General features: G+C 59.8%; 19 protein-coding genes. All 19 read left to right on the top strand.

Annotated features, from left to right (window positions below; all coding sequences use genetic code 11):
* The first annotated feature begins 2 nt into the window (after positions 1-2).
* Entirely contained in the window at positions 3-1,769 is a 1,767-nt protein-coding gene (gene tssF / locus BN1135_RS16805) for a type VI secretion system baseplate subunit TssF (RefSeq protein ID WP_042023037.1), read from the top strand.
* Positions 1,733-2,731: a type VI secretion system baseplate subunit TssG gene (gene tssG, locus BN1135_RS16800; RefSeq protein WP_042023036.1), complete on the top strand. Its 999-nt coding sequence runs from the start codon at positions 1,733-1,735 to the stop codon at positions 2,729-2,731. Before tssF ends, tssG begins: the two co-directional genes overlap by 37 nt.
* Before the next feature lie 40 nt (positions 2,732-2,771).
* Positions 2,772-4,007: a type VI secretion system-associated FHA domain protein TagH gene (gene tagH, locus BN1135_RS16795; RefSeq protein ID WP_042023035.1), complete on the top strand. Its 1,236-nt coding sequence runs from the start codon at positions 2,772-2,774 to the stop codon at positions 4,005-4,007.
* Positions 4,007-4,522, top strand: a complete 516-nt coding sequence (gene tssJ / locus BN1135_RS16790) for a type VI secretion system lipoprotein TssJ (RefSeq protein WP_042023034.1) — start codon at positions 4,007-4,009, stop codon at positions 4,520-4,522. Before tagH ends, tssJ begins: the two co-directional genes overlap by 1 nt.
* Before the next feature lie 2 nt (positions 4,523-4,524).
* The gene (gene tssK / locus BN1135_RS16785; protein WP_042023033.1) at positions 4,525-5,859 is read left to right on the top strand and encodes a type VI secretion system baseplate subunit TssK; all 1,335 of its coding nucleotides are present in this window, start codon (positions 4,525-4,527) and stop codon (positions 5,857-5,859) included.
* Positions 5,860-5,882: 23 nt separating this feature from the next.
* Positions 5,883-6,662 (top strand): type IVB secretion system protein IcmH/DotU, encoded by a 780-nt coding sequence (icmH, locus tag BN1135_RS16780; RefSeq protein WP_042023032.1) that lies wholly within the window; start codon positions 5,883-5,885, stop codon positions 6,660-6,662.
* Positions 6,663-6,682: 20 nt separating this feature from the next.
* Positions 6,683-9,325, top strand: coding sequence for a type VI secretion system ATPase TssH (tssH, locus tag BN1135_RS16775; RefSeq protein ID WP_042023031.1), 2,643 nt, complete (start codon positions 6,683-6,685; stop codon positions 9,323-9,325).
* A 2-nt stretch (positions 9,326-9,327) separates the two neighbouring features.
* Entirely contained in the window at positions 9,328-10,866 is a 1,539-nt protein-coding gene (locus tag BN1135_RS16770) for a sigma-54 interaction domain-containing protein (RefSeq protein WP_042023030.1), read from the top strand.
* Positions 10,866-11,471, top strand: a complete 606-nt coding sequence (vasI, locus tag BN1135_RS16765) for a type VI secretion system-associated protein VasI (RefSeq protein WP_042023029.1) — start codon at positions 10,866-10,868, stop codon at positions 11,469-11,471. The genes BN1135_RS16770 and vasI overlap by 1 nt, the downstream gene beginning before the upstream one ends.
* 8 nt (positions 11,472-11,479) lie before the next feature.
* Entirely contained in the window at positions 11,480-12,907 is a 1,428-nt protein-coding gene (gene tssA / locus BN1135_RS16760; RefSeq protein WP_042023028.1) for a type VI secretion system protein TssA, read from the top strand.
* Positions 12,908-12,948: 41 nt separating this feature from the next.
* The gene (gene tssM, locus BN1135_RS16755) at positions 12,949-16,446 is read left to right on the top strand and encodes a type VI secretion system membrane subunit TssM (RefSeq protein ID WP_042023027.1); all 3,498 of its coding nucleotides are present in this window, start codon (positions 12,949-12,951) and stop codon (positions 16,444-16,446) included.
* A 43-nt stretch (positions 16,447-16,489) separates the two neighbouring features.
* The gene (locus BN1135_RS16750; RefSeq protein ID WP_042023026.1) at positions 16,490-17,920 is read left to right on the top strand and encodes a VasL domain-containing protein; all 1,431 of its coding nucleotides are present in this window, start codon (positions 16,490-16,492) and stop codon (positions 17,918-17,920) included.
* A gap of 290 nt (positions 17,921-18,210) precedes the next feature.
* The gene (locus tag BN1135_RS16745) at positions 18,211-18,498 is read left to right on the top strand and encodes a type VI secretion system PAAR protein (RefSeq protein WP_042023025.1); all 288 of its coding nucleotides are present in this window, start codon (positions 18,211-18,213) and stop codon (positions 18,496-18,498) included.
* An 11-nt stretch (positions 18,499-18,509) separates the two neighbouring features.
* Positions 18,510-20,561, top strand: coding sequence for a type VI secretion system Vgr family protein (locus BN1135_RS16740; protein WP_042023024.1), 2,052 nt, complete (start codon positions 18,510-18,512; stop codon positions 20,559-20,561).
* A gap of 1 nt (position 20,562) precedes the next feature.
* Positions 20,563-21,288 (top strand): DUF4123 domain-containing protein, encoded by a 726-nt coding sequence (locus tag BN1135_RS16735; protein WP_042023023.1) that lies wholly within the window; start codon positions 20,563-20,565, stop codon positions 21,286-21,288.
* On the top strand, positions 21,285-21,803 hold the full coding sequence (locus BN1135_RS16730; RefSeq protein ID WP_042023022.1) for a membrane protein: 519 nt from the start codon (positions 21,285-21,287) through the stop codon (positions 21,801-21,803). The genes BN1135_RS16735 and BN1135_RS16730 overlap by 4 nt, the downstream gene beginning before the upstream one ends.
* A 121-nt stretch (positions 21,804-21,924) precedes the next feature.
* Complete coding sequence (locus BN1135_RS16725; protein WP_042023021.1) at positions 21,925-22,446, top strand: membrane protein; 522 nt, start codon at positions 21,925-21,927, stop codon at positions 22,444-22,446.
* A gap of 242 nt (positions 22,447-22,688) precedes the next feature.
* Positions 22,689-24,146, top strand: a complete 1,458-nt coding sequence (locus BN1135_RS16720) for a DUF2235 domain-containing protein (protein ID WP_223290152.1) — start codon at positions 22,689-22,691, stop codon at positions 24,144-24,146.
* 151 nt (positions 24,147-24,297) lie between these two features.
* A complete protein-coding gene (locus BN1135_RS16715) occupies positions 24,298-25,665 on the top strand; it encodes a tetratricopeptide repeat protein (RefSeq protein ID WP_042023019.1) in 1,368 nt (455 codons plus the stop codon).
* Positions 25,666-25,818 lie beyond the last annotated feature (153 nt).

Raw genomic sequence — 25,818 nt, 5'->3', positions numbered from 1 at the left:
CAATGTCGCTGGAACATTACTTCAGGGATGAGTTGGCTTTTTTGCGCCTGCAAGGGCGCGAATTTGCCGATAGCTATCCTGAACTCACCCGTTTTTTGTCGGAGCAGAATACCGACCCGGATGTGGAACGCCTGCTGGAAGGCTTTGCGTTTCTCACGGGCAACCTGCGCGCCAAAATTGAGGACGAGTTTCCCGAGCTTACCCACGGTCTGCTCAATATGCTCTGGCCGAACTATCTGCGTCCCGTTCCCAGCATGACCATCATGCAGTTTTCGGTCATTCCGGGGGCCATCGCCCAACCGGCGCTGGTCAGGCAGGGTTGCCAGCTGGACAGCCTGCCAATCGATGATGTGACCTGCCATTTTCAGACTTGTCACGATGCCTGGGTCTATCCAGCGGATATGCGCCAGGTCACGGCACAAAGTGGCAACGATCTCTCGACCATTTCGCTCGATATTGCGCTGCATGCCCCCCTGCCGCTCAGCGAGTTGCAGCTGGATAAGCTGCGCTTCTTCCTCGGTGGTGATAGCTACACCGCTTATGAGCTCTACTTCTGGCTCTCCAACCAGCTCTCCCATATCGAGTTGGAAATCGATGGCAAGCGCTTTCGTCAGGAGGCCAAGGCTCTCAAATCGGTCGGCTTCGAGCGCGATGATGCGTTGTTGCCCTATCCGAACAACGTTTACTCCGGCTACCGGATCTTGCAGGAGTATTTCTGCTTCCCGGAGAGCTTCCTCTTCTTTGAACTCTCGGGTGGCGAGTGGCCCAAACAGCCGCTACCGGTGAGTGAATTCAAAATCCATTTCTGTTTCGACCGACCGCTGCCGGCGGAACTCAAGATCCGCCCTGACTCTTTCATGCTCAACTGCGTGCCTGCCATCAACCTGTTTCAGCACGACAGCGAGCCGGTCAATCTCAACGGTCGTCAGGCGGAATACCCGCTCAAGGCGAGCTATCGCTATGCCGACAGTTTCGAGATCTTCTCGGTGGATCAGGTTGAAGGCTGGGTTGAGGGCAATCTGGGCCGCTCCCGCGGCACACCGCGCATCTATCAGCCGTTCGAAAGTTTTCAGCACCAGATTGAGCGGGCCAAACACAGGCTGGCGCTCTATTACCGGGTGCGGGTCAGGGAATCGGTGAGCGGTGATGGCTTCGAGCACAGCCTCTCGTTCGTGCGGGGTGATGAAACCACCACGGTCGATCTGGATGAGTCGATTTCGGTGGCGCTCACCTGCACCAACCGCTCCCGCGCTGCCCGCCTCAAGGTCGGCAGCATCTGCGTGCCGACCGGCAGCTCGCCGTCGTTTGCCACCTTCCGCAATCTGATCCGGCCAACCCGGCCGCTGCGCCCGGCACTGGATGGCAGTTTGCACTGGACCCTGATTTCCAACCTGTCCCTTAACTATGTCTCCCTGCTGCGCCGCGACGCTCTGGTGCAGGTGCTGCGCACCTATGACTTTCCTGCTTTGCACGACAAGCAGGCGGAGCAGGGGTCGCGCAAGCGGCTGGCGGGGATCGAGGAGATCGAGACCACCCCGGTCGACAGACTGGTGCGCGGCATGCCGGTGCGCGGGCTCAAGTCGGTGCTCTCCATCCATCAGTCCGCCTTTGGCAGTGAAGGGGAGCTCTACCTGTTCAGTACCGTGCTGGCGCACTTCTTTTCGCTCTATGCCAGCGTCAACGCCTTCCACCTGCTTGAGGTGGTCAATCTCGATAACAAGGAGCGCTATCAGTGGCCAGTCCAGATCGGTCAGCACTCCCTGATGTGAGCGCCGCCAAAGAGGCGCCCCGTTTCAATTTCTTCCAGCTGGTTGAACTGCTCAACCGGCTGGATGGTGCCGATCAGGAGCGTGGTCTCGATCATCTGCCGAGTGACGAGAATATTCGTTTCAAGGCGACCGCATCGTTGGGGTTTCCCACCAGCGACGTGCTGCAGATTGGCCGCGACGGCAAGGGACGTCACGAGCTGGAAGTGGCTTTTCTGGGTCTGCACGGCAGCCAGTCGCCGATGCCCGGTTATTACCTCGACTCGCTGGCGTGGGAGTACGCCCAGGGGGAGCAGAAACTCGGTCTTTTCCTGGATTTCTTCCACCACCGCCTGCTGACCCTGCTGCACCGGATCTGGCGCAAGTATCGCTACCACGTCCGTTTTCAGGACGATGGCGAGGATGGTTTCTCCCGCCTGATGTTTGCGCTGGTGGGGCTTGGCAATGACGCCGTGTGCCAGAGCCTGCCGGTCAACCGCGCCAAGATGCTCTCCTATGCGGGCATGCTGGCCAGTCCCAGCCGTTCTCCCGAGGTGGTCGCCGGTCTGGTGGCTCACTGTTTTGATCTGGCGGATGTGGAGGTGAGTGCCTGGCAGTGGCGCAAGGTGCCGATCCATCAGGATCAGCAAAACCGCCTGGGCGGTGCTTGCGCCACCCTGGGCAGCGACTTCGTCATCGGTGACAAGGTCAATGATTGTGCCGGCAAGTTTTTATTGAAAATCAATGATCTGAGTTTTGGCCAGTTTCTCGGATTTCTCCCGAACGGGGAGCATTTCCACGCCCTGGTGACTTTTGTCTCCTTCATCTTGCGTGATCAGCTGGCTTGGGATCTGCGGCTTGGCTTCGGTCAGGAGCAGGCCAAAGGGCTGCGATTGGGGGAGGAGCAGAGTGCGCGCCTGGGGTGGAGTACCTTTCTCGGTCAACCGCCGAGTGACCCGTTCGTGACGATCTGTGTACAGGAATAAGCGCAGGAAATTCAGTGTAGGAATATATGCAGGAGTGAATGTGGACGATTTTAACCAGCAACTATCTCTGGTGGTGCTTAACAGCGAGCAGCTCGACGGCAGCCAGCAGGTGCAATATCGCTTCGACGAGATGGGGGGAACCCTGGGCTCCTCCGAACAGGATGACTGGCAACTGCGAGACAGGCTGGGGGCTGTGATGCCTGCCCATGCACGCGTCGAGCTCAATGACGGTCGTTTTTGCCTGTGCGATCTCAGCGGCCAAACCTACATCAACGGTGCGACCTCGCCCATCGGGCGGGCCCGCAAGGTCAACCTCGAGCAGGGTGACGAGCTAATTGTCGGCCCTTTTCGCCTGAGAGCCTATCTCGGTGCCATCTCCCCCGAGCAGAGCTTGCAGCAGGTGCTGGGCAACCGTCCGACCGAGCAGCTTGATGAGTGGTTGGCCAGCGATCTCCACAACGCCCAGACCCAGGATGATCCACGGGCCCTCGCGGTCGACCCCCTGCTGGCATTACAGCAGGAACGTGCGGCCCCAAGCCCGCTGATGGACGCCCGCCTGCAGGCCCAGCCGCATTTTCAACCGGATATGGACACCGTATCCCTTGCTCCATTTTCTGCCGTCGAGAACACCATGAACCAAGAATTTCTGGATATGCCCACCATCGAGAATCATCCCGACTTCCAGCCACTGAATGGCGTTGACCATGTCGCTCTGACGCCGTTGATGCGTGGTTTGGGTCAGCCGTTGCAGCTGCAGGATACCCAGCAGGCCCACGACATGCTCGAAGAGATGGGCAAGACGGTGCGCGCCATGGTGGAGGGACTGCTGCAACTGCAGACCGATCAGGCAGCGCTGGCAGACAGGCACCTGCGCCCCATCGAGGATAACCCGCTGCGCCTTGGCCTCGATTATGACGAGACTCTGGCGGTGATGTTTGCCGAGCAGAAGAGCCCGGTCCATCTGACAGCCCCGGCGGCGGTGGCCGAGAGTCTGCGCAACGTGCGTATTCATCACGTGGCGAACCAGAAGGCCATAGGCGCGGCCCTTGACAGCATCCTGCAGGCCTTCTCGCCCGAGGCGCTGCTCGGCCGTTTCGAGCACTATCGCCGTACCGGTGCCCCGGGGGTGGCCGATGAAGGCTGGGCCTGGAACATGTACCAGCACTACTACCGCGAGCTCACCTCCGCCCGTCAGCAGGGGTTCGACAAGCTGTTCCATCAGGTTTACGCCCAGGCGTATGACCAGGCTGTGCGTCAGCAACAGGGACTTATTTGATGATACGTGCACTGTGGCTCGGGACCTGTCTGCTGGTCCTGGCCGGATGTACCACCATGGGCAAGATGGCCGATGTGGCCATGGATCCGGATATCCAGGTGGGGAGCAATGATGACCAGCCCTCCACCCTGGGGCTCAGCCTGTTGGCAGAGCCTGACGTCAACCCCAACGAGAGTGGGGAGGCGGCACCCATTGAGTTTCAGGTGGTGCTGCTGGCCGAAGATTCCAAGCTGCTCGCCACCGATTATGACCAGGTGACGGCAGATGTAGAGAAGGCCCTTGGCAAGAACTATCTGGATCATCAGGAGTACACCTTGCTGCCCGGCCAGTTCAAATACCTGCCCCCCGTCAAGCTTGACGAGAAGACCCGTTACATCGGCGTGATTGCACGGTACGCCGATCCGGACAGCGCCGAGTGGCGCAAGGTCATCAAGGTCAAGAGCAAGGGGACGGCCTATCAAATCCTGGTGCACCTGCGTCTGGATGAAGTGGAACTACAAAAAGAAGAAGAATAATTATGTCGAGTCGAAATCGGGTTATCTGGCGTGAAGGGCTCTTTATCAAGCCCCAGCACTTCCAGCAACAACAGAGACATTCAGATTACGCGCTGCACGCGCGTTTGAGCGCGCTGTCCGACTATTTCTACGGGCTGCAGTCGCTCGCCATCAACGAGGATTATCTCGGCTTTGGCCGGATCGCCCTGGTGGGGGCCACCGGTATTCTGCCGGACGGCACCGTCTTCAACATCCCGAACGATGATGTGCTGCCGACCCCGCTGGAGATCACCGATGCCTCGGTGGCCAACCAGAAGATCTATCTGGCGCTGCCGCTCTCGGTGAGCGGGGTCAACGAGGTCAATCAGGGCGGTCAGGTGGCCACCCGTTTGCAGGCCCATCGCCACGATGTGCGAGATCTGCACAGCGAAGGGGGCGACGTGGTCTCCCTCGAAGTGGGGCGGGTCAGCTTGCGGTTGATGCTGGAGCGGGAAGACCGCAGCGCCTATGCGTCCCTCGCCATCGCCCGCATTCTGGACAAGCGCCCGGATGGCGGTCTGGTGCTGGATCCCAACTTCATGCCTTGCAGTATCAGTGTCTCTGCCATTCCGACCCTCAAGCGCTTCCTCGGCGAATCGGCTGGCCTCGTGGCCGAGCGGGCTCGCAGCCTCTCCCAGCGCATCGCCGCGCCGGGACAGCAGGGGGTGGCCGATGTGGCCGAGTTCATGATGTTGCAACTGCTTAACCGGGCTCAGCCACAGCTCTCCCATCTGGCGCGTCTTGGTACCCTGCACCCCGAGCGGTTGCACGAGGCGCTGGTGCAGCTTTGTGGCGAGTTGATGACCTTTACCGACGAGTCCCGTCTGCCGCCCGAGTTCCCCGCCTATCGTCATGACGATCAGCAGGTGAGCTTCGAGCCGGTGATGCTGGCCCTGCGTCAGGCGCTCAGTACCGTGCTGTCGCCACGTGCCGTCTCCATCCAGCTGCGCAAGCACCAGTACGGCGTCATGGTGGCCATGGTCAATGAGAGCGAGTTGATGCAAAGCGCCGACTTCGTGCTAGCGGTGCGCGCCCGCATGCCGCAGGAGCAGCTGCGCAAGCAGTTGCTGCAGCAGACCAAGGTGGCGTCGAGCGACAAGATCCGCGAACTCATCAGCCTGCAGTTGCCCGGTATTCCGCTGCTGCCGCTGCCGGTGGCACCGCGTCAGTTGCCCTATCACGCTGGTTACAGCTACTTCCAGCTCGACCGTCAGAGCCCTGCCTGGCAGATGCTGGCGGTCAGCAATACGCTCGCCTTCCACATTGCCGGCGATTTCCCCGAGCTCGACATGCAGCTCTGGGCCATCCGTAGCCAGTGATCGCATCAAGGAAACAAGCAGAGATGACCACGGACATTATCAACAACGAGCAACTGAGCGACCTGCTGTTCGATCACGCCGAACAGCTGGACATGGATTCGGACTACTGGTTCCGCCTGCGTGGCCAGAGCATCAATCCGATGATCGATGCGGTGACCCCGCTGCTGGGGCTGGTGCAACGGGTACGGCTGCTGTCGCGCTACGATCGGGTGCCCGAGCTCTATCAGCGGGTGGTGACCGAGATCCAGGCCATCGAGCAGGAGTTGATGGCGCAGGGTTACGAGAACGGCGTCGTCCTCTCGTTTCGCTACATCCTCTGCACCTTCATCGATGAGGCGGTGATGGGCCGCGACTGGGGCAGCCAGAGCGAATGGTCGGAACACTCGCTGCTGACCCGTTTCCACAACGAGACCTGGGGCGGCGAGAAGGTGTTCGTGCTGCTGGCGCGTCTGCAGGAAGATCCGGTGCGCTATCGCGACATTCTGGAGTTCATCTATCTCTGCCTGTGCCTCGGTTTTGAGGGGCGCTACAAGGTGATGAGCCAGGGCCGTGACGAGTTTGAACGGATCGTCAAGCAACTGCATAAGCAACTGTCACTCGAAAGTGGCGGTGAGGCACCCAGCGTGTTTCATCTCGATCTCGGTCAGCAGGCGTCTCGCTACCAGCTGCGCAAGCAAGTCTCCCTGCGCACCCTGTTTATGGGGGGCGCGCTGATCCTGGCCATCATCTTTGGCCTCTATCACCACCAACTCAATAACCAGACCCAGGACGTACTGCGTCAACTGGGCGAATTATTAAAATAAATACTTAAGGAGAGCACGCCTTGATTCGTATAGAGCTACCGGTACTGGTGGAAAGACTCAACCCCATCTGTCGTCACATGCTGGAGGAGGCTGCGGCCCTCTGTGTCAATCATCAGGGCGCCGAGATCCGCATCGAGCACCTGCTGCTGAAGATGCTGGATACCCCCCTCAGCGATGTGCGCCAGATCCTCAAACGGGCCGAGGTCGAGGTTGAGGAGTTAAAGATCCTGCTGCAACCCTCGGAGGCCGATAACGGTTATGGTCAGGGTTATCCCTCCTTCTCGCCGCTCTTGGTGGAGTGGCTGCAAGACAGCTGGCTGCTCGCCTCTGCCGAGCTGCAACACGGCCAACTGCGCAGCGGCGTCATGCTGCTGGTGCTGCTGATGACCCCCCAGCGTTACCTGCCGGGGTCGGTGACGCGCCTGTTGGCCAACGTCAATCGCGAGCTGCTGCGCCAGCAGTTCGATGAGTGGGTGAAAGAGTCTGCCGAGACCCAAGTTACCGTTTCTGCCAACGGCACTTCGACTCAGGCCGCGCTGCCCGCTGACGCCAGCCTGTTGGCCCGTTTTACCTTCAACGTCACCGAACAGGCCCGTCAGGGAACACTGGATCCGGTGCTCTGCCGGGATCATGAGATCGATCTGATGATCGACATCCTCTCCCGTCGTCGTAAAAACAACCCCATCGTGGTGGGGGAGGCGGGCGTCGGTAAAAGCGCCCTGATCGAAGGGTTGGCGCTGCGTATCGTCGCGGGCCAGGTGCCGGAAAAATTGCGCGATGTGGAGCTGATGACCCTGGATCTCGGCGCCATGCAGGCGGGCGCCTCGGTCAAGGGGGAGTTCGAGAAGCGTTTCAAGGGGGTGATGCAGGAGGTCAAGGATGCGGTGCGTCCTGTCATCCTCTTTATCGATGAGGCCCACACCCTGATCGGGGCGGGCAATCAGGCCGGTGGTCTGGATGTCTCCAACCTGATCAAGCCCGCGCTGGCCCGGGGCGAGCTGCGCACCATCGCCGCCACCACCTGGGGCGAGTACAAGAAGTACGTGGAAAAAGATGCCGCCCTGTCGCGCCGCTTCCAGCTGGTGAAGGTGGGGGAACCCAATGCCGACGAAGCCACCGTGATCCTGCGCGGTCTGCGCAGCATCTACGAAAAGGCCCACGGGGTACTGATTGATGAGGAGGCGCTGCAAGCCGCCGCCCAGCTCTCTGCCCGTTATATCTCCGGCCGTCAGCTGCCGGACAAGGCGATCGACGTGCTCGACACCGCCTGTGCTCGGGTAGCCATCAACCTCACCACGCCGCCGCGCGCCGTCAGCCATTTGCAAAACGAACTGCGCCAGCGTGAGCTGGAGATCCGTCAGCTGGAGCGCCAGAGCCTGATCGGTCTGGGTGACAACGATGAGCGCCTCGCCGAACTGCAAACGGCCCAGCAGACCTGCCGTGACACCCTGCGTGAGCAGGAGGCCCAGTGGCAGCAGCAACAGGGGCTGGTGCATCGGATTGTCGAGCTGCGTGCCGCCCTGCTGGCCGATCAGCAGGATGAGATGCTGACCAGAGAGGCGCTGGATCTGGCCGATGCTCCCCTCGATCCGCAAGCGGCCGTCGAGCAGCTTGCCGGGCTTGAACGCGAACTGGCCGAACTGCAACAGGGTGAGGTGCTGGTCTCTGCCCATGTCGACAAGACTCAGGTCGCTGCGGTAATCGCCGAGTGGACCGGGGTGCCCCTCAATCGCATCTCCCAGGGGGAGCTGGATGTGGTGACCCGTCTGCCGGAGTACCTTGGCGAGCTGATCAAGGGGCAAGATGTGGCGGTAGCCCACCTGCACAAACACTTGCTGACCGCCCGCGCCGACCTGCGGCGTCCGGGTCGTCCGCTGGGGGCCTTCCTGCTGGTGGGGCCGAGCGGGGTCGGCAAGACCGAAACCGTGTTGCAGATTGCCGAGTTGATGTTTGGCGGTCGCCAGTATCTCACCACCATCAACATGTCCGAGTATCAGGAGAAGCACACCGTCTCCCGTCTGATCGGCTCGCCTCCCGGCTATGTCGGCTTTGGCGAGGGTGGCGTGCTGACCGAAGCCATTCGGCAGAAACCCTACTCAGTAGTGCTGCTGGACGAGGTGGAAAAAGCCCACCCGGACGTGCTCAACCTCTTCTATCAGGCGTTCGACAAGGGCGAGCTGGCTGATGGGGAAGGGCGGATCATCGACTGCAAGAACGTGGTCTTCTTCCTCACCTCCAACCTTGGTTTCCAGACCATCGTCGATCATGCCGAGCTGCCTGATGCGCTGCTGGACGCGCTCTATCCGGAGCTGGCCGCCTTCTTCAAACCGGCCCTGCTGGCGCGGATGGAGGTGATCCCCTACCTGCCGCTCGGTCACGACACCCTGGTGCAGATCGTCGGTGGCAAACTCAATCGGCTGGTCAAGCTGCTCAAGGAGCGCTTCGGCGCCGAGGTGGTGCTGGAGAGCGAGGTGGCCGAGGAGATCCTGCTGCGGGCCAATCGCAGCGAGAACGGCGCGCGGATGCTGGAGTCCGTCATCGATGGCGCCCTGCTGCCGCCGGTCTCCCTGCAACTGCTGCAGCGCCTCTCGGCCGGTGAACCCATCAACCGGGTGCGCTTCTCGGTGGCCGATCACCAGTTTGTGGCCGAGGTGGAGGGCTGACCATGGAGCAAGCCCTCGCATTCGCCCTCGCGCTCACTTCGCAACGGGATGAACAACATCTCTGCCACTGGTGGAGCTCGACCCTCCATGCCAGCTTCCAGCCCAAAGGTCTGCTGCTTGGCATGCTGGACGTGAGTGGCCGTCAGCTGGAGTGCAAAGGGTGGGTCAAGGGGCAGGAGGTGGCGCTGGTGCTGGCGGTGGATGATTTCTCTCATCCACTTGCCTATGCACTGCACAAGGCCCAGTCCCGCACCTGGGACTCCCTCCATGGGGGTGCCCGCATCGAGCATGCCGGTTTTCGCGCACTGCTGGCCAACCTTGGCCAGCAGTGCGGCCTGCACGTCTTTCCCCTCAATGATGGCAACGGCAAGCCGTTTGCCGTGCTGGCGATGATGGACAGCGGCGATGTGCTGCAGGAGTGGGCGGCTCGCCCCGAGCTGGCCAGTCTGGCTCAGGTCTTTTGCAACCAGCTAACCCTGATCCGCGATCTGGGGCGTAGCCGCCGGGATCAGAACGTGCTACGCGACTCCCTGCGTCAGATAAAGGGCGAGGGGGAGCGCCAGCGCCAGCACGAGAAGTTGCTGGGGGATCAGCTGGTTGGTCAGTCGGCGGTGATCCGCGGCCTGCGCGAGCAGATCGCCCAGGCGGGCCAGCACAAGCTGACCGTGCTCATTCAGGGGGAGACCGGCAGTGGCAAGGAGGTGGTCGCCCGTTTGGTGCACCAGTGCTCCGAGCGCGCCGCCAAGCCGTTCGTCGCCATCAACTGTGCCGCCATCCCCGAGAATCTCATCGAGAGCGAGCTGTTCGGTTATCAAAAAGGGGCTTTCTCCGGCGCCCTCTCCAACAAGACCGGGCTGGTGGCCCAAGCCAATGGTGGCACCCTGTTTCTCGATGAAGTGGGCGACATGCCCGCCGCCATGCAGGCCAAGCTGCTACGGGTGCTGGAAACCCGCAGCTACCGGCCGCTTGGGGCAGAGCAGGAATATCACTCCGATTTTCGCCTGATTGCCGCCACCCATCAGCCGCTTACCCGTCATGTGGAGGAGGGGCAGTTCCGTGCCGACCTCTACCACCGTCTCTGCCAGTGTCTGCTGCTGATCGCCCCCTTGCGCGAACACATCGAGGATGTGCCGCTGCTCTGCCAGCACTTCATGGCCCAGTTTGCCGCCCAGGATGACAAGGGGCTGGCTGGCTTGCAGCGCAAGTTCCTCAAGCAGCTGCAAAGTTACGACTTCCCCGGCAACGTGCGCGAGCTGCGCAACCTGCTGGAGGTAGCTTGTGCCCACACCCGTCACGGTGAAGAGGTGGGGCTTGGCGCCTTGCCGCCGGAGCTGCGGGATCGGGTCTGTGCCGAATTGCCCGATACGCTGGACGATTACAACCATATCCGCGATCTGCGCCGTGCCATGCAGCAGTACGAAGCGTCGGTGATTGAAGCGCGTCTGCGTTACTTTCAGGGCAATCGCATGCTGGTGGCCGAGAGCCTCAATATTCCCAAGCGCACCCTGGATCACAAGTGCCAGAAACTGGAGGTGAACTGATGAGCATCATCGGTTTGTTGCCCCTGCTGCTGGCGACCGGCAGTGCGGTGCCACCCTTCGATATGGCGGCGTGGCAAGCTTGTCGGCGCGAGCCATCCCCTCTGATCCGGCTCGCATGCTATGACGCCCTTGGCAATGAGGTGACGCCATCAGGCAGCAAGGAGAGCACTAAATCTCCAGCCTGGCTGGCGATAGAGGTGCAGGAGCTGGCCCGTGTGCCGGATAGCTCCCCCTTCCTGTTGCGACAGGATGAGGAGAGCGGCACGGCGGTACTGACCCGCCCGGCCCTGCGCGGTGCCACCTTGGCGATCGGTTGCGTCAACAGCATCACCCATATCCGCTTGCGGCTGGATGCTCCGTGGCGCGGCGAGACCGTCGAGGTTGCGCTTGATGGGCAAACTGCTCATAGCAGCCAGAGCTGGTTTATCCGCGATCAGGGATTGCTGCTCGAATATGGCCGCGGCCTGCCTGCCATCGAGGAGCTCAAACGCTGGATCGGCCATCGTGAATTGCAGGTTCAGGCGGCCAATGGCGCCTTGCTGCGGGTCGATCTCAGCGGCTTGAAAGAGGCACTGATACCGGTGCGCCAACAGTGTCGCTGGTAGGGGGGAAGATGAGCTATCAACACCCTTGGTGTGCCCGCCTGCTGGCCACTTTGCCGGATGCCCAGATCAAAGGTGCCGTGCTGGCCGATGAGCCGCGCTGGGACTATGTGGAGACCGAGCTGGTCAAGTTGGGCTCCCTTGCCCACAGCCAGGTCGATCTCAATGCGGTAGCTGAAACCTGTCTGGGGTTGCTGGAGAGCCGCACCAAGGATATGCGGGTGCTGGCCCAGCTGCTGCGTTGCCTGCAGCACCCGGCCAAAGCGACCCCGATGGGGGCGGCGTTCAGTTTGCTGGAGGCCTGGATCAAGGCCTATTGGCTGTTGGCCTGGCCGGGGAATGCAACCCAGAAGCAGCGATTGATGGTGCAGATCATCAAGCGCTTCGAGGGGGCCCTGCCGAGGGTGAGCGAGAGCGCCTCGGCGGCCGAGCTGGCTCAGTTGCTAGTGCAGGCAGAGCAGCTGGAGGCCGTCTGGCTGGCCCAGTGCCCTGACAAGGGCGATCTGCTTGATCCCCTGATGATGGGGTTGAAGCGGGCCCAGCGACAGCAGGTTGCCCAGGCCCAGGCAGATGCCGGTGGCCAACCGTCGAGCAGCACGGTTGCAGCCACCGCCAGTGCGAGCGGTATGGCGGGCACCATGGTGCTCAGTGGCAGCAGCAAGGGCTCCGGAGTCGAGATCGACAGCTCCAACGATCGGGCATGGCGACAGACCCAGCTCAAGGTGGTGGAGCTACTGATTGAGCGCCAGCCAGAGGCGGCGATCGGTTATCGGCTGCGTCGTCACGCCATCTGGGCCGGCATCACCACCCCGCCGATGACGGCGCAGGGGAACAAAACCCAGCTGGCCTCCATGTCGGCAGACATGGTGGATGAGTATCGCGCTGCCCTGGCCACGCCAGATCTGGCGCTCTGGCAACGCATCGAGCAGAGCCTGACCCTGGCCCCTTACTGGTTCGAGGGGCATTACCTATCGGCCGAGGTGGCCCAGAAGCTGGGATATGGCGCAGTGGCACAGGCGATCATGGATGAGCTGGATGTGTTTTTGCAGCGCCTGCCAGCGCTGCGGGATCTCACCTTCAGCGATGGCTCCCCGTTTCTCTCCCCCGAGTGCAGTCGCTGGTTGCAGCCTGCCAAGGGCAGTGGGGGCGGCAGCGGACAGGCCGAGCTGGCCGAGGAGGTCGCCCTGCGTCATGGGGAGCAGGGGGTTGCCGCCGCGCTCGCCCTGCTTGATGAGCGGATGGCACAGATGAAAGAGCCAAGAGCCCGCTTCCATGCCCAGTTGGTGCAGGCGGAGTTGTTGGAGCAGGAAGGCATGGAGGCGCTTGCGCGCCAACAATATCAACACTTGTGGCAAGAGGCAGATCGCCTTGGGTTGTCGCAGTGGGAGCCCGGGCTGGTCAGCCGCCTGGCCCCCTATGCCACCCATTTGCCGAAATAAGTGCCGAAATGAGTCATTGAGTCGGAGTTGGATCACATTTTATGTTCAAAACCATCTTTACCTTTCTGCGGCAACAGCTGCCGAAACTGAAACCCTCCTGGCCCCTGCTCGGAGTGGTGCTGTGGGTTGTCGCCCTGATCCTGGTGTGGTGGCTGGGGTCTCGCATCGAGATCCGTGATGCCAAACCATTCGAGTCCTTGTGGGGGCGGGTGGTGTTTACCCTGCTCTGGCTCTGGTTACTGCTGGGGGTACTCTCCTGGCGGGTATGGCGCAAGATGAAGCAGCTCAAAGCCGAACGCCAGCACGAAGTGGTGCTGGAACAGGACCCGGTCAAAGGGCTCGTCGACAAGCAGGCTTTGTTCCTTAACCGCTGGTTGCAAGCCCTGGCTGAACATCTTGGCAAGGGGGCGATCTACGCCATGCCCTGGTATCTGGTGCTGGGTCTGCCCGGCAGCGGTAAGAGCAGCCTGATCCACCGTGCCAACCCGGCCAACAAACTCAACCCCAGACTCGACACCGAACTGCGGGACGTGGCGCAAGGTCAGCTGATCGATTGCTGGCTGGGTGAGCAAGCGGTGATGCTGGATCCGGCCGGTACGCTGTTGTCACAAGCCGAGCCCGAGCTGGATCCGCAAGCTCGCAAGCATGAGCGGCTCTGGCTGCATCTGCTGAACTGGCTCAACGAGCATCGTCGTCGTCAGCCCCTCAATGGGCTGGTACTGACCGTTGATTTGGCATGGCTGTCCGCGGCCAGCGTGGCCGAGCGCAAGGCATATGCCCAGCTGATGCGTGCCCGGTTGCAAGAGGTATCGGCCACCATGAATACCCGGCTGCCGCTCTATGTCGCCTTCACCAAACTCGACATGCTGCGTGGCTTTGATGTGGTTTATGAGCAGCTGGATAAAGAGGCCCGTGACGCCGTGCTGGGGGTGACCTTCAACCCCGGCAGCAGTCAGGGTAAATCCTGGCAGCAAGACTTGGCCCTGTTCTGGGATCAGTGGGTCGACAATCTCAACCGCAATTTGCCGGAGATGATGCTATCCCGGCTCGATGCTGCCCAGCGCAACGCCCTGTTCTCGTTTGTCCGTCAATTGGCAGGTCTCAAGGATTATGTGACCAGCCTGCTCGATGAAACCCTGACCATTGAAGAGAGCAAGCCACTGCTGGTGCGCGGCGTCTATATCAGCTCCGTCTATCAGCAAGGTGTCCCGTTCGATGCCTTTGCTCAGGCCGCTGCCCGGCGTTACAGCTTGCCCGAGCCTATTCACTCCGCCCTGCGCGGCGAGTCCAACACCTATTTCGTGCGCAAGCTCTTCTCCTCGATCATCTTCCCCGAGGCCCATCTGGCCGGAGAAAACCGGCTGCATACCCTCTATCGTCGCCGCCGGATGGCCATTGGCCTCGGCTGCCTGTCGCTCTTCTCGGCAGCCCTGATCGGTGGTTGGCACTACTTCTACCGGGTTAACGAGGAGGCGGGTCACAATGTACTGACCAAGGCGCAAGCGTTCACCGAGACCAATGAGGTCGCAGACGAACATGCCTTCGGCGTCAGTCAGCTGCCACGACTCAATCTTATCCGCGAGGCGACCCTCTCGTTTGGCAACTATCGCGATCGCATGCCGCTGGTGGCCGATCTTGGCCTCTATCAGGGGAGCGAAATAGGCCCTTATGTGGAAGGTTCCTACCTGCAACTGCTGAACTTGCGCTTCATGCCAGCCCAGATGCAGGGGCTGCTGGAGGATCTCAATCGGGCACCGGCTGGCAGCGAGGAGAAGCTCTCCATTCTGCGGGTGATGCGGATGCTGGATGATGCCTCCGGTCGCAACAAGGAGCTGGTGGAGCAGTACATGGCCAGCCGCTGGCAGCGCGCTTTCCCAGGGCAAGGGGTGGTGCAGGATCAGCTGAGGGGGCATCTTGATTACGCCCTCGACCATACCGATTGGCATGGTGCTCGCGCCGCCCGTGACCAGGCCGCCATCACCGCTTTCATTCCGTTCAAGGAGCCTGTCTATGGCGCCCAACGTGAACTGGGCAAATTGCCCATGTATCAGCGGGTCTATCAGAATCTGGTGGTGAAGGCGGGCGATGTGTTGCCGCCGGATCTCAATGTCCGTGACGAGGTGGGCCCCACCTTCGACACCGTGTTTGCCCTGCGCAACGAGAGTGCTGGTCAGATGCCGCGTTTGTTGACCTGGCCCGGCTTCAGTGACTTCTTCCTCAAGCAGGACAAGGCGCTGATCGATCTCACCGCCATGGATGCCTGGGTGCTGGGTCAGCGCAAGCTGAGCCAGTTGAGCGAGGCGGATCGCAAGGAGATCGCCCGTCAGGTCAACGACCGCTATGTCACCGATTACGTCAACCAGTGGCAAAAATTGCTGACCAATCTGGATGTGCAGACCCTTGCCAGTCCCGAGCAGGCGCTTGATGTGCTCTCCGCCATCACCGGCAACGACCAGCCGTTCCAACGGGTGCTGGCCTCGCTGGATGACAACACCCGCATTCGCAAGATCTCCGATGCGGAAGGGGATCCGGCGCAGGCGATCACCGCCCGGATCGGGCGTCCCTTTATGGCTACCAATGGCGCCTTGACCGGCCGTGGCGAGCAGGGGCCGCTGATTTCTGAAGTGAACCAGAAGCTGATTGAGCTGCAGCACTATATGGAGCTGATCGTCAATGCCACCGAGCCGGGGCAGTCGGCCCTCAAGGCGGTGCAGCTGCGTTTGACCAACAAGTACGCCGATCCGGTCTTTGCCCTGCAGCAGTATGCCCGTGGTCTGCCAGAGCCACTCAATCGCTGGGTGGGTCAGCTGGCTGATCAGAGCTCGCAACTGGTGATTGATCTGGCGATGTCATCCCTTAATCAGGAGTGGCAGGCGAAGGTGCTGACGCCCTTCAACAGCCAGCTGGCGGATCGCTATCCGTTCAACCCGGGTTCTGTCAAGGATGTGCCTCTCTCCGAGATGGAACGCTTCTTTGCCCCCGGTGGCACCCTGGATAGCTTCTATCAGGTCAACCTCAAACCCATGGTGGAGGGGGGCTTGATGGAGGGGGAACTGAGCTCACCGATTCAGGCCGAGCTGATCAAGCAGCTGGATCGGGCCGCGCGGATCCGCCAGATCTTCTTCAGCCAGCAGGGCAATCTGGAGGTGCAATTTGCCCTCGAGCCTATCGAGCTCACCGCCAACAAGCGGCGCAGTGTGCTCAACCTTGATGGCCAGTTGCTGGAGTATGCCCACGGTCGTCGCAACAAGATCCCGCTGGTGTGGCCAAACACCATGCGCGACGGGGCCGAGAGCAAGATCACCCTGGTGCCTGCTGCCCGTGAACGTTCACCGCGCAGCGAAGGCTTTGTCGGTCCCTGGGCCATGTTCCGTCTGATGGACAAGGGGGAGCTGACCCAGGTCAACGAGGCCACCTTTGATGTGCGCTTCCCGGTGGATCAGGGGGCCATGACCTATCGGGTCTATACCGACAGCGCCCAGAACCCCTTCACCGGCGGCCTGTTCAGCCAGTTCAGCTTACCTGAATCCCTCTATTGATCATGTTGGGGGGCGCCATGCCCCCCGCATTTTGGAATCCGATATGTCACAGAATCAACAAGGCCAGCAGGCATTGAAAGTGGGGCGTGACCCCAGAATGTTGCCGGAATACGAGGCGCTGCGCGCCGAAATCAACAAGCTCAGCCACGCCTCCCGACCCGAGGTGGATTGGGTCAGGATCCATCAGCTCGCCAGCCAAATCTTTGAAAAGCATGGGGTGGATCTGCAAACCGCCATCTACTTCACTCTGGCGCGATCCCGTCTTCAGGGGCTGAGCGGCTTTACCGAAGGGTGCGAGTTTCTTGCCAACCTGATCGTCACCCAGTGGGAGAGTTTCTGGCCGCCGGTGCATCAGGAGCGGGCCCGTATCGAGATGCTCGACTGGTTTATCGCCCGCGTCAGCGACGTGATCCGCCAATACCAGATCAGCCATGAGGACAAGCGGCTGATCTACCGCTGTGAGCGGGCGCTGCAACTTATCAGCGAGAAGCTGCACAACACGGGCTTGAGCCGCATTCCCAGGGTCGAGAATCTGGTGCACTTCATCGAGGGCTATACCCATCTGTTTGACGAGACCGAGATCGTCATCGTCTCCGACGATCCGGGCCTCAAGGATGAGCTGCAGATCCCGCCGATGGTCTTCTTCAAATCCGACATGGATAGTGACCACGGCGCCTCTGTCGGGGCGGCGGCCCAGCACCTGCCTCAGGGCAGCATTCTGGTGGGGCGCGAGAAGGGGCAGATGAAGCCGACCGTGCTCAAGATTGAGCAGCATCGTAAACAGCGGCCAGCCTGGTTCTGGTTTGGCTGTGGTCTGCTCACCTGTGCCTTGCCCATGATGGGGTGGTTTGGCTGGCAACATCTGCAGCAAGAGAAAGCTATCGCGGCGCAGCGGTTGCAACAACCCGCCACAGAGTTGCCGCAGGCCCTGAGTTATGACGACATTCGCCAGGCGCGCATCGTGCTGGGGGAGCAGACCCTGCAAGGGATGGAGAGCGAGCTGGTGTCGCGTTATCAGGCCCAGCTGGGACGGTTGGAGCAGGCCTCGCCGCTCTACTGGTATCGCTATGGCGAGGGGCTGCGTAATTCGCTGCAGATGCTCTATCCCGACTCGCTGGCGGTCAAAGCGCTTGATAAGCAGTGGCAGACGGCACTGGCTGGCCAGCAGGGGGATCTCAACCGGGTGCCGACCTATCTGGAGGCTCGCGCCGGAGTCGATGCCCTGCTCGATCAGCTGCTGGAGCTGGAGCGTCAGCGCAAGACGGTGACCATCTCCTACCTCAAGTCTCAGCTGTATGAGGTACAGAAGAACCTGATGCAGGAGATCCCGTTCAGTTTGCGCTTGAACGAGCTGGAGGCGAGAAAAGCATCACAGGAGCCTATTACGGCCGCCGAGCTGAAAGGGATAGAGAGTGACTTGAAAGCACTCAATATTCGGCTTTACCAGCTACAGCAGGGACTCTCGGGTAGTTGATTTATCTGATTGGCGCAATTTGTTGCTCGCATGATGGAGTGATCCACCATGGATGCAACTTTTCGCAGAGGGATTGCCTCGTTTGCGCAATTCCTTGCGATTAGGTCACCCAGCTATCTGCTGTTGCACGATAACCTGTTGATTTAATTTAATTAATGCTTAGTGCGCTGAATGGCATAGTTTGTGCTGTGGCCTGTTCTGCTTAATTCAAGCCCCTGCGTATCACACCGTTGTCGCAGGGGCATGAGGGATGATGCCGTTGCTTGTCCCCGCTCATATGGAGAATGACTATGTGCCCCGCGATCGCACTGCTCGGTGATATTGGCACCGACCACGACGGCTTCCCTCCGACCCCGGTGATTGCTGCAAGTCCCGACGTGTTCCTCGATGGCAAGCCGGTGGCTCGGCAAGGTGATCCGCTGGCGCCCCACGACAAGCCCAACAACCCACCGCACCCACGGGCCATTGCCAGCGGTGTTGGCTCGGTATTGGTGAACGGCAAACCCATCGCCGTTACCGGCACGGCAGTGGATTGTGGTGGCGTGGTGATTGGTTCCGGTAGCGGACAGGCAGGATAAGGAACAGAGTCATGGCGCAAAGCACAGGATTACAATTCACCGTCAAGGTGGGGGCGCTGCCCGAGGGCACCTTCGTGGTGGCCAGTTTCCAGTTGGACGAGGGGTTGAACCGACCGTTCAACCTGCAGCTGGAGTTGGCAAGTAGCCAGCCCGATGTCGACTTTGGCGCCGTACTGGACCAGCCCTGCGAGCTGATGGTTTGGTACAACGGCGAGTTGCAACGGCGCGTCTGCGGGGTAGTGAGCGAGTTTGCCCAAGGGGACAGCGGCTTTCGCCGCACCCGTTATAGCCTCGAGGTCAAACCTACGCTGTGGCGATTGGGCCTGCGCCAAAACTCCCGCATCTTCCAGGCACAAAAGCCCGACGAAATCCTCTCTATTTTGCTGCAAGAGCACGGCATCACCGACTACGCATTTGCCCTGAAAAACGAGCATGCCCAGCGGGAATACTGCGTTCAATACCGCGAGACCGACCTCGATTTCGCTAACCGCCTTGCCGCCGAAGAGGGGCTCTTCTACTTCCACGAGTTTGAAGCAGGCAAACATCGCATCGTGTTTGCCGACGATGCGGCGGCATTAACCGCTGGCCCTGAGCTGTTCTTCAATCTCGGCAACCGCTCGCTGGAACAGGGCGCCTATGTTCGCCAGTTCCACTACCGCGAAGCGGTGCGCCCCTCGGATGTGGAGCTGAAAGACTACAGCTTCAAGACCCCGGCCTATGGCCTCTCCCAGAAGAAAATGGGGGCAGAGCTGGAGCACCAGCGCGATACCTACCAGCACTTCGATTATCCGGGTCGCTACAAGCAGGACGGCAGCGGCAAGGCGTTTGCCCAGCATCGGCTCGATGCCCTGCGCAACGACGCGGTAGCGGGCAGTGGCAAGTCCAACAGCGCGGCTCTGTTGCCGGGCCAGACGTTTTCACTGACCGAACACCCCAATGGCAGCCTCAACACCGATTGGCAAATCGTCCATATCCGCCACATCGGTGAACAGCCGCAGGCGCTGGAGGAAGAGGGTGGCAGTGGCCCGACCGTCTACCACAACGAATTTGGGGTGGTCAAAGCGAGCACCACCTGGCGAGCGCGCATCGGCAGCCCCGAGGCCCCCCATAAGCCGATGGTGGATGGCCCGCAAATCGCCAGCGTGGTCGGCCCCGACGGGGAAGAGATTTACTGCGACGAGCATGGGCGGGTCAAACTGCAGTTCCCTTGGGACCGCTATGGCTCGAGCAACGATATGAGCTCCTGCTGGGTACGGGTGAGCCAGGGCTGGGCCGGTGGCCAATACGGCATGATGGCGATTCCGCGTATTGGCCACGAGGTCATTGTCGAGTTCCTTGAAGGGGACCCCGACCAGCCCATCGTGACGGGTCGTACCTATCACGCCACTAACCGACCGCCCTACGAGTTGCCAGCCAACAAGACTCGCACCGTGCTGCGTACCGAAACCCACCAGGGTGAGGGCTTCAATGAGCTGCGTTTTGAAGATCAGGCGGGGCAGGAAGAGATTTACATTCACGGTCAGAAAGACCTGAATGTGCTGATAGAGAACGACGCAGCTTGGCATATCAAGCACGACCAGCACACTGATATCGACAATGAACGTGTGACCCGCATCAAGGCCAATGACCACCTGACGGTAGAAGGCGAGAAGCGCGACCAGATCAAGGCTGACTATTCGCTGACGGTGGATGCTTCCATGCACCAGAAACTGGGGCAGTCATTGTTGGTTGATGCTGGCAACGAGGTACACCACAAAGCGGGCATGAAAATCGTGATGGAGGCAGGCGCCGAACTGACCCTCAAAGTCGGCGGCAGCTTTGTCAAGATTGATGCCGGTGGCGTGACCCTCTCTGGCGGCTCCATCAAGATGAACTCCGGCGGTAGCCCGGGCTCTGGCTCCGGTTGGGCCGGGCAGATGCCGATCCAGCCCGGTGCGGTTGAGGTTGTTGCCCCACCCAAGCCACCGCTGTTTAAGGCCATGCCGCCCCTTGAAAAACCGGTCTGCATTCCTTGCATGCTGAGAGCCATGGCTCAGGGCGATGCCGTGGTGAAGGGAGAGTAAGATGCTACCTGAATCAATCTGGCGTGAAGGAAAGGCAGTTGCGCTTATCGAAGCGGCCCATCTTAGTGCCGAGCAGCGAGAGAAGATGAGTGAGGGGCTGTTTTTGCCGCTCTATCTGCACGATGACCTGTTTGAGCTGGTCAATCTGGGCCCCTGGCTCTGGCAGTGCTCGCAACAGGATGAAGGCTTGCTGGCTGAACTCGCCGAGCAGGGGCATATCGTGGGGCTGATTGACAGCGAGCGACCTGTTGAAGCACTGCAAGAGCAGTTGGCTCTGGGAGTAAGAGTGATAGAACCAAACGGCAAGTTCAGTATGCTGCTGCGGTTCTATACCCCTGACGCCTTGCCCTTGCTGCTTGAGCAGCAGGATACCCCCTGGCTTGGCGGTATCTTTGGTGGCATCAGTCGTTGGTGGCTGCGGGAGTGCAATGGCAACTGGCGTGAGCTGGTCTTGTCTATCCCCCCGGCAGAACCAGTTCTGGTGCAACTGACCCCGGCTCTCTATCAAGCATTGGAAGGATCACCGCAAGCCCATCGACTGCTGGCTCTCTGGCAATCAGGGGATAATATTGCTCAGTTTCCGCCCTGTGAGCGGATGGCCATGGTCCGCAAGGTACTCGACAAGGCCAAGCAGGCAGGGGCAAGCGACGCTCAGTTAATACTCTGGGGATTGGCCTATCTGGAAGGTGGGCGCTCAGCCTTGGAGCAACTCAAGCAATCAGCATGACAGTAGAAAGAAGCCTGACACGATTTATTTCCACCATGGCCACGGCTGTGTGGGACTTGATGCCCCGCTGGGGACGCTGGCTGAGTGCCATTGTACTGGTGCTCTGGTTGGGATGGACGTTTCTGTTGCAGGAGCGACATGGTGGGGCTTCAGTTGTGCTCATGTCGGTGATTGATCGGCCCATCACCTACGTCTATGTCAATGGCAAGATGGGTAGCAACACGGATGCGTTTGACGGATTTGGTGCTGGTGGGGGCGGCAGTGCGGGTCCCTACCGGATTGAGGGCGATACGGTCGAGATCAAATGGGAATTGGCGATGACCCGCAAGCAGTATGACGAGCTTGGTTACAGGCCAGAAGTGTATAACGTTGTTCTACCCATGCCCAAGCGGGAGAAGGGGCAGGATGATTTTTGTGTACTGATTCTACCTGACAATACCCCGATGATTCGTTGGGCCCATAGCTGCCCGGTTGAGCTGGATAGCATTGTTGATACCTATCGGACGAGGAAATAGTCATGGTGGATAGGGATGACCAGAAGTGCCGTATTGATCGAGAAGATAGCCTACATCAAGTGGACAGCGGCACCAGCTCGCTGGTTGAGCGTTCGGCCCAGGAATAACAAAAGAGACAAACATGAGTGTAGAAAGAAGCCTAACACGATTTATCTCCACAATGGCTACTGCTGCGTGGGACTTGATGCCCCGCTGGGGGCGTTGGTTGAGTGCGATTGTACTGGTGCTCTGGCTGGGATGGACGTTTCTGTTGCAGGAGCGACATGGCGGGGCCTCTATCGACGTTGCTTCCGTGATGGATCGCCCCATCAGCTACGTCTACGTCAACGGTAAAATGGGCAGTAATGCGTTTGCGTTTGACGGATTAAATGCGGGCGGTGGTAGTGCTGGTCCCTATCGGATCGACGGCGACACGGTGAAGATCGATTGGTTGCTGAGTACCACGTTGGATCAGCTAGAAAAAGAAGGATTACGACCAGAGAAGCACTCAGTCACTTTGCCCATGCCCAAGCGGGAAAAGGGACAGGATGATTTCTGTGTATTGATACTGCCTGACAATACCCCGATGGTACGCTGGGCCCATAGCTGCGTTGTAGAGATGGATAGCATTGTTGATACCTACCGTACGAGGAAAGGAAGATGATCGACCGGGATGATTTAGCTTGCCGTATAGCTCGTGAGGAGAGCCTCCATCAGGCAGGTATTGGCACATGCTCTCTAGCATTGCAGATTGGCTTCTTCTTCGATGGCCGCCAGCGGAATATAAATATTGATGAGGACAGTCAGCGGTTAACCAATGTAGGGCGTCTGTTTCGAGCGCATCCAAGGGAAATGACCGCAGCACTGACATCTTCATATACCTATGACAAAGTCTATATACCTGGCTTGGGCACGCAGCTTGATGACACCACAGCTGAGCGACTGGACAGCATTCTGGATGCAAGGCAGAAGGCGTTGGCTGGCGATTACCTTGACGATCTGAAAGGTCAGGCCAAAGAAACGGTGGTCGAGGCGGTCAAAGGGGATTGGAGCAAGGTTTTGACCAATAAGCTTGGCGATATGCTGACCCTGAAGAGCAGTTTCGAGGCGTCAGCCTCAGCGGCCAAAAATGCGGCCAAGCGAGCATTGGTTGAGGCCATAGCCCCCATCCGGGATCTCCCGTGGGTAGCCGACTTGTTTATGACTGGGGTCGATGCCAGAGTCGATTATGCCAAGAATAAGTTCAAACTGAGCGTGTCCGCTTCCAAAGAACTGAACCAGCTTCCCATCAAGTTGATCCAGGTGTCGGTCTTCGGGGCCGATCTGGGGGCAGCTCTGGCTCGCCGCTTTATCGAGGAGCTGCTGGAGTCGGTCTGTACCAAGGTGGGCAACGAGTACCGCTACGAGGAGAGCAAGGTAGAGGTGATCTTCGCTGGCCTCTTCGACAGCTCACGGCGTAGCCTGCTCGATATGGGGGATACCGTTGCAGAGGTGTCTGACTGGGCAGGCCTGTTGACCAAGAATCCGGCTGGCGTGCCATTAGGCGTGGTAGCGGGTGCCAAGGTGATCGACTATAACAAGCCCCTTCACCCAGCCGTCAAGCGAGCCCTGCATCTGGTAGCCGCCCATGAACGTCGTGACTATCGTCCCCTGCTGCCCCTTGGGCCGCTCAAGTCAGGTTGGCGGGAGGAGCTCTGCCCTGGCATCAGCGAAGATGTTACTGGGGGCTTACTACCTAACGAACAGCGGCCCAGTGCCGAGCTTTGCCGGGTGCCGCTTAGAAAGATGTTTGATACCGCTCGTCGGGCTCAGGTGCCGTTCTCCAACTTTCGTACTCTGAACAAGAAAGACCCATATGTGGCGAGCTACTTCGTTATGCTGGACAACCTGGCTGGACGCTCTGTGCAGGATTTCAGCGACTATTACCAGAAGTGGGCCGGTCGGGTCGACCCGACTCCGGCAGGTTTCGAACGGCATATGAACTGTTACTGCATCTGGCTGGGAGAAAAGCTGTTCGACTACCGGGCTCGCCTCGAGGTTGCTCGTGGTAGTGAACGCGATGAACTCAAGGCACGTTGGGGCTGGCTTGAGCAGGTTGGCAGGGACGCAGACGCTATAGTGGCGAATCAACCGACATGGAGCAAGACGGTGCAGGCAGCCAAAATAGTGTTGAACTTTAATGAATCCCTACGAGTTCCACGTGTTGTTGACGCATTCTTCAACTATTTCATGCATGACTTCAGCTCGAAGGAGCTCAAGCACGCTACGCTCGACGCTCAGGCCAACACCATGCTCCGCAGCAACAACTTCTTCGTTCCACGTGGCATTGAGGCTGTGGTGGATGATGATAAGGCAGCAGCATAGAGCAGAACAGACCACCTGACAGGCAAGGCTCATGGCCAGGGAAGGCGCCGCATCAGCTGTATGCCCATCAGGTGGCTGCGGCGCATAACGAACCCGCTTGCAAGATGGCAGTGATTCATCCGTAACATTTTCACTCAGAGTAGATTTTTCCATGAAATTTCGTGCTTTATGGCTGGCGCTGGCGACCGGTATGCTCGCTGCCTGCTCTTCTACTACGTCACTCACTGACGCCGAATTATCCCAAGCTGCCACTCAGGGCAATGGCAAGGCTCAATATGAGCTGGCCAAACGTCTGGCGGCCCAACCCGATTACCCCAATGCCATGCACTGGATGCAGCAGGCGGCTGAGCAGTCAGGCCCTTTGGCCGCCGATCAGCAGATCCGCGCGAACGCCGCATGGCAAGTGGGCGACTGGTATCTGGCCGGGCTTGGTGAGCCCAAAAATCCAGTGCTGGCCACTCAGTGGTGGCAGCGTTCAGCTCGCCTTGGCAACACCAATGCCAGCTATCGGCTGGGGCTGATGTGCCAGGAGCAGCATCAGGGCAAACTGGCGAGCGAATGCCTCGATTGGTTCGAGCAGGCCGCCAAGCGGGATCATGCCGAAGCGCAGTTAGTCCTGGCCCGGTGGTATAGCCAACAACCGGGAGCTGATGCTGATGCCGTCAAATGGTTAGAAAAAGCGGCAGAACTGGGTAACCGTGATGCCCAGTACCTGTTGGGTGAGCGCTACCAGCAAGGTAAAGGGGTTGCCAAGCGTCCAGATCTCGCGCAGCGCTGGAACGATAAAGCCGCGGCTCAACAGCAACCCGATGCTTTACTACAGCAAGCCAAACAGGCCGCTCCCGCCGATGCGTTTACGGCTTATCAGCGGGCCGCCACAGCAGGTTCTGCCGAAGCAGAACTTTGGCTAGGGATGGCGTATCTGGCAGGGGAAGAGGTATCTGCAGACCCCGCTTTGGGTCGTTACTGGCTGGAGCTGGCCGCTGGACACGGCTCCCATGAGGCCGAATATCAATTGAGTTTGCAGCAGGTAGACCGGGAGCAGCAGATCCACTGGTTAACTCGGGCTGCTGACGGTGGCGTGACCAAGGCATGGTTCGATCTGGGAGCACTACAGCAGGAGCAAGGTGAACTGGAGCAGGCCAGAGCCAGCTATGCCAAGGCCGCCCAACAAGGACACATTGCCGCGCAGTACACCTACGGTGAAATGTTACGTCTGGGACAAGGTGGCAAAGAGGATTACGCACTGGCCCTCAAGCAGTATCGCCAGGCGGCCCAACAAGGTGATCGTATGGCGCAATATCGTATGGGAACACTACGTGAAGAGGGGCTGGGGGCTCCGCGCAACCGGGTGCATGCCTATGCCTGGCTTTCACTGGCAGCCACAGAAGGGATGCCTGAGGCTGTGCAGGCCCGGGACGAGCTGGAAGCGGCAATGACCAATCCGGAAGTCAAACAGGCGCAGAAGCTGTCGGAGCACTGGTTTGGCAAAATGGCATCAACCGTCAGCAAGAGCTAAAAACGCTCCTGAAGAAAGCGGCCATCTGGCCGCTTTCTTCTTATTCAGCTAGCAACTGTAGTGCTCTAATAATCCCTCACCGCCATATTGAAAGCGAAAGCCCCATGAACTTCATGGGGCTTTTTCTTTTTACCTGTCCCGTCCTGAATATGG

The organism is Aeromonas sobria (genome assembly GCF_000820145.1).
Lineage (GTDB): Bacteria > Pseudomonadota > Gammaproteobacteria > Enterobacterales > Aeromonadaceae > Aeromonas > Aeromonas sobria.
The sequence above is the reverse complement of the archived record's forward strand: the minus strand, read 5'-3'. Positions and strand labels throughout refer to the sequence as shown.

Excerpts from the sequence above, each read along its gene's own strand:
- BN1135_RS16745 (WP_042023025.1), top strand. The coding sequence starts at position 18,211 with ATGTGCCCCGCGATCGCACTGCTCGGTGATATTGGCACCGACCACGAC.
- tssA (WP_042023028.1), top strand. The coding sequence starts at position 11,480 with ATGAGCTATCAACACCCTTGGTGTGCCCGCCTGCTGGCCACTTTGCCG.
- BN1135_RS16740 (WP_042023024.1), top strand. The coding sequence starts at position 18,510 with ATGGCGCAAAGCACAGGATTACAATTCACCGTCAAGGTGGGGGCGCTG.
- tssF (WP_042023037.1), top strand. The coding sequence starts at position 3 with ATGTCGCTGGAACATTACTTCAGGGATGAGTTGGCTTTTTTGCGCCTG.
- tssJ (WP_042023034.1), top strand. The coding sequence starts at position 4,007 with ATGATACGTGCACTGTGGCTCGGGACCTGTCTGCTGGTCCTGGCCGGA.
- vasI (WP_042023029.1), top strand. The coding sequence starts at position 10,866 with ATGAGCATCATCGGTTTGTTGCCCCTGCTGCTGGCGACCGGCAGTGCG.
- BN1135_RS16750 (WP_042023026.1), top strand. The coding sequence starts at position 16,490 with ATGTCACAGAATCAACAAGGCCAGCAGGCATTGAAAGTGGGGCGTGAC.
- tssK (WP_042023033.1), top strand. The coding sequence starts at position 4,525 with ATGTCGAGTCGAAATCGGGTTATCTGGCGTGAAGGGCTCTTTATCAAG.
- BN1135_RS16725 (WP_042023021.1), top strand. The coding sequence starts at position 21,925 with ATGAGTGTAGAAAGAAGCCTAACACGATTTATCTCCACAATGGCTACT.
- BN1135_RS16770 (WP_042023030.1), top strand. The coding sequence starts at position 9,328 with ATGGAGCAAGCCCTCGCATTCGCCCTCGCGCTCACTTCGCAACGGGAT.
- BN1135_RS16730 (WP_042023022.1), top strand. The coding sequence starts at position 21,285 with ATGACAGTAGAAAGAAGCCTGACACGATTTATTTCCACCATGGCCACG.
- tssM (WP_042023027.1), top strand. The coding sequence starts at position 12,949 with ATGTTCAAAACCATCTTTACCTTTCTGCGGCAACAGCTGCCGAAACTG.
- icmH (WP_042023032.1), top strand. The coding sequence starts at position 5,883 with ATGACCACGGACATTATCAACAACGAGCAACTGAGCGACCTGCTGTTC.
- BN1135_RS16715 (WP_042023019.1), top strand. The coding sequence starts at position 24,298 with ATGAAATTTCGTGCTTTATGGCTGGCGCTGGCGACCGGTATGCTCGCT.
- BN1135_RS16735 (WP_042023023.1), top strand. The coding sequence starts at position 20,563 with ATGCTACCTGAATCAATCTGGCGTGAAGGAAAGGCAGTTGCGCTTATC.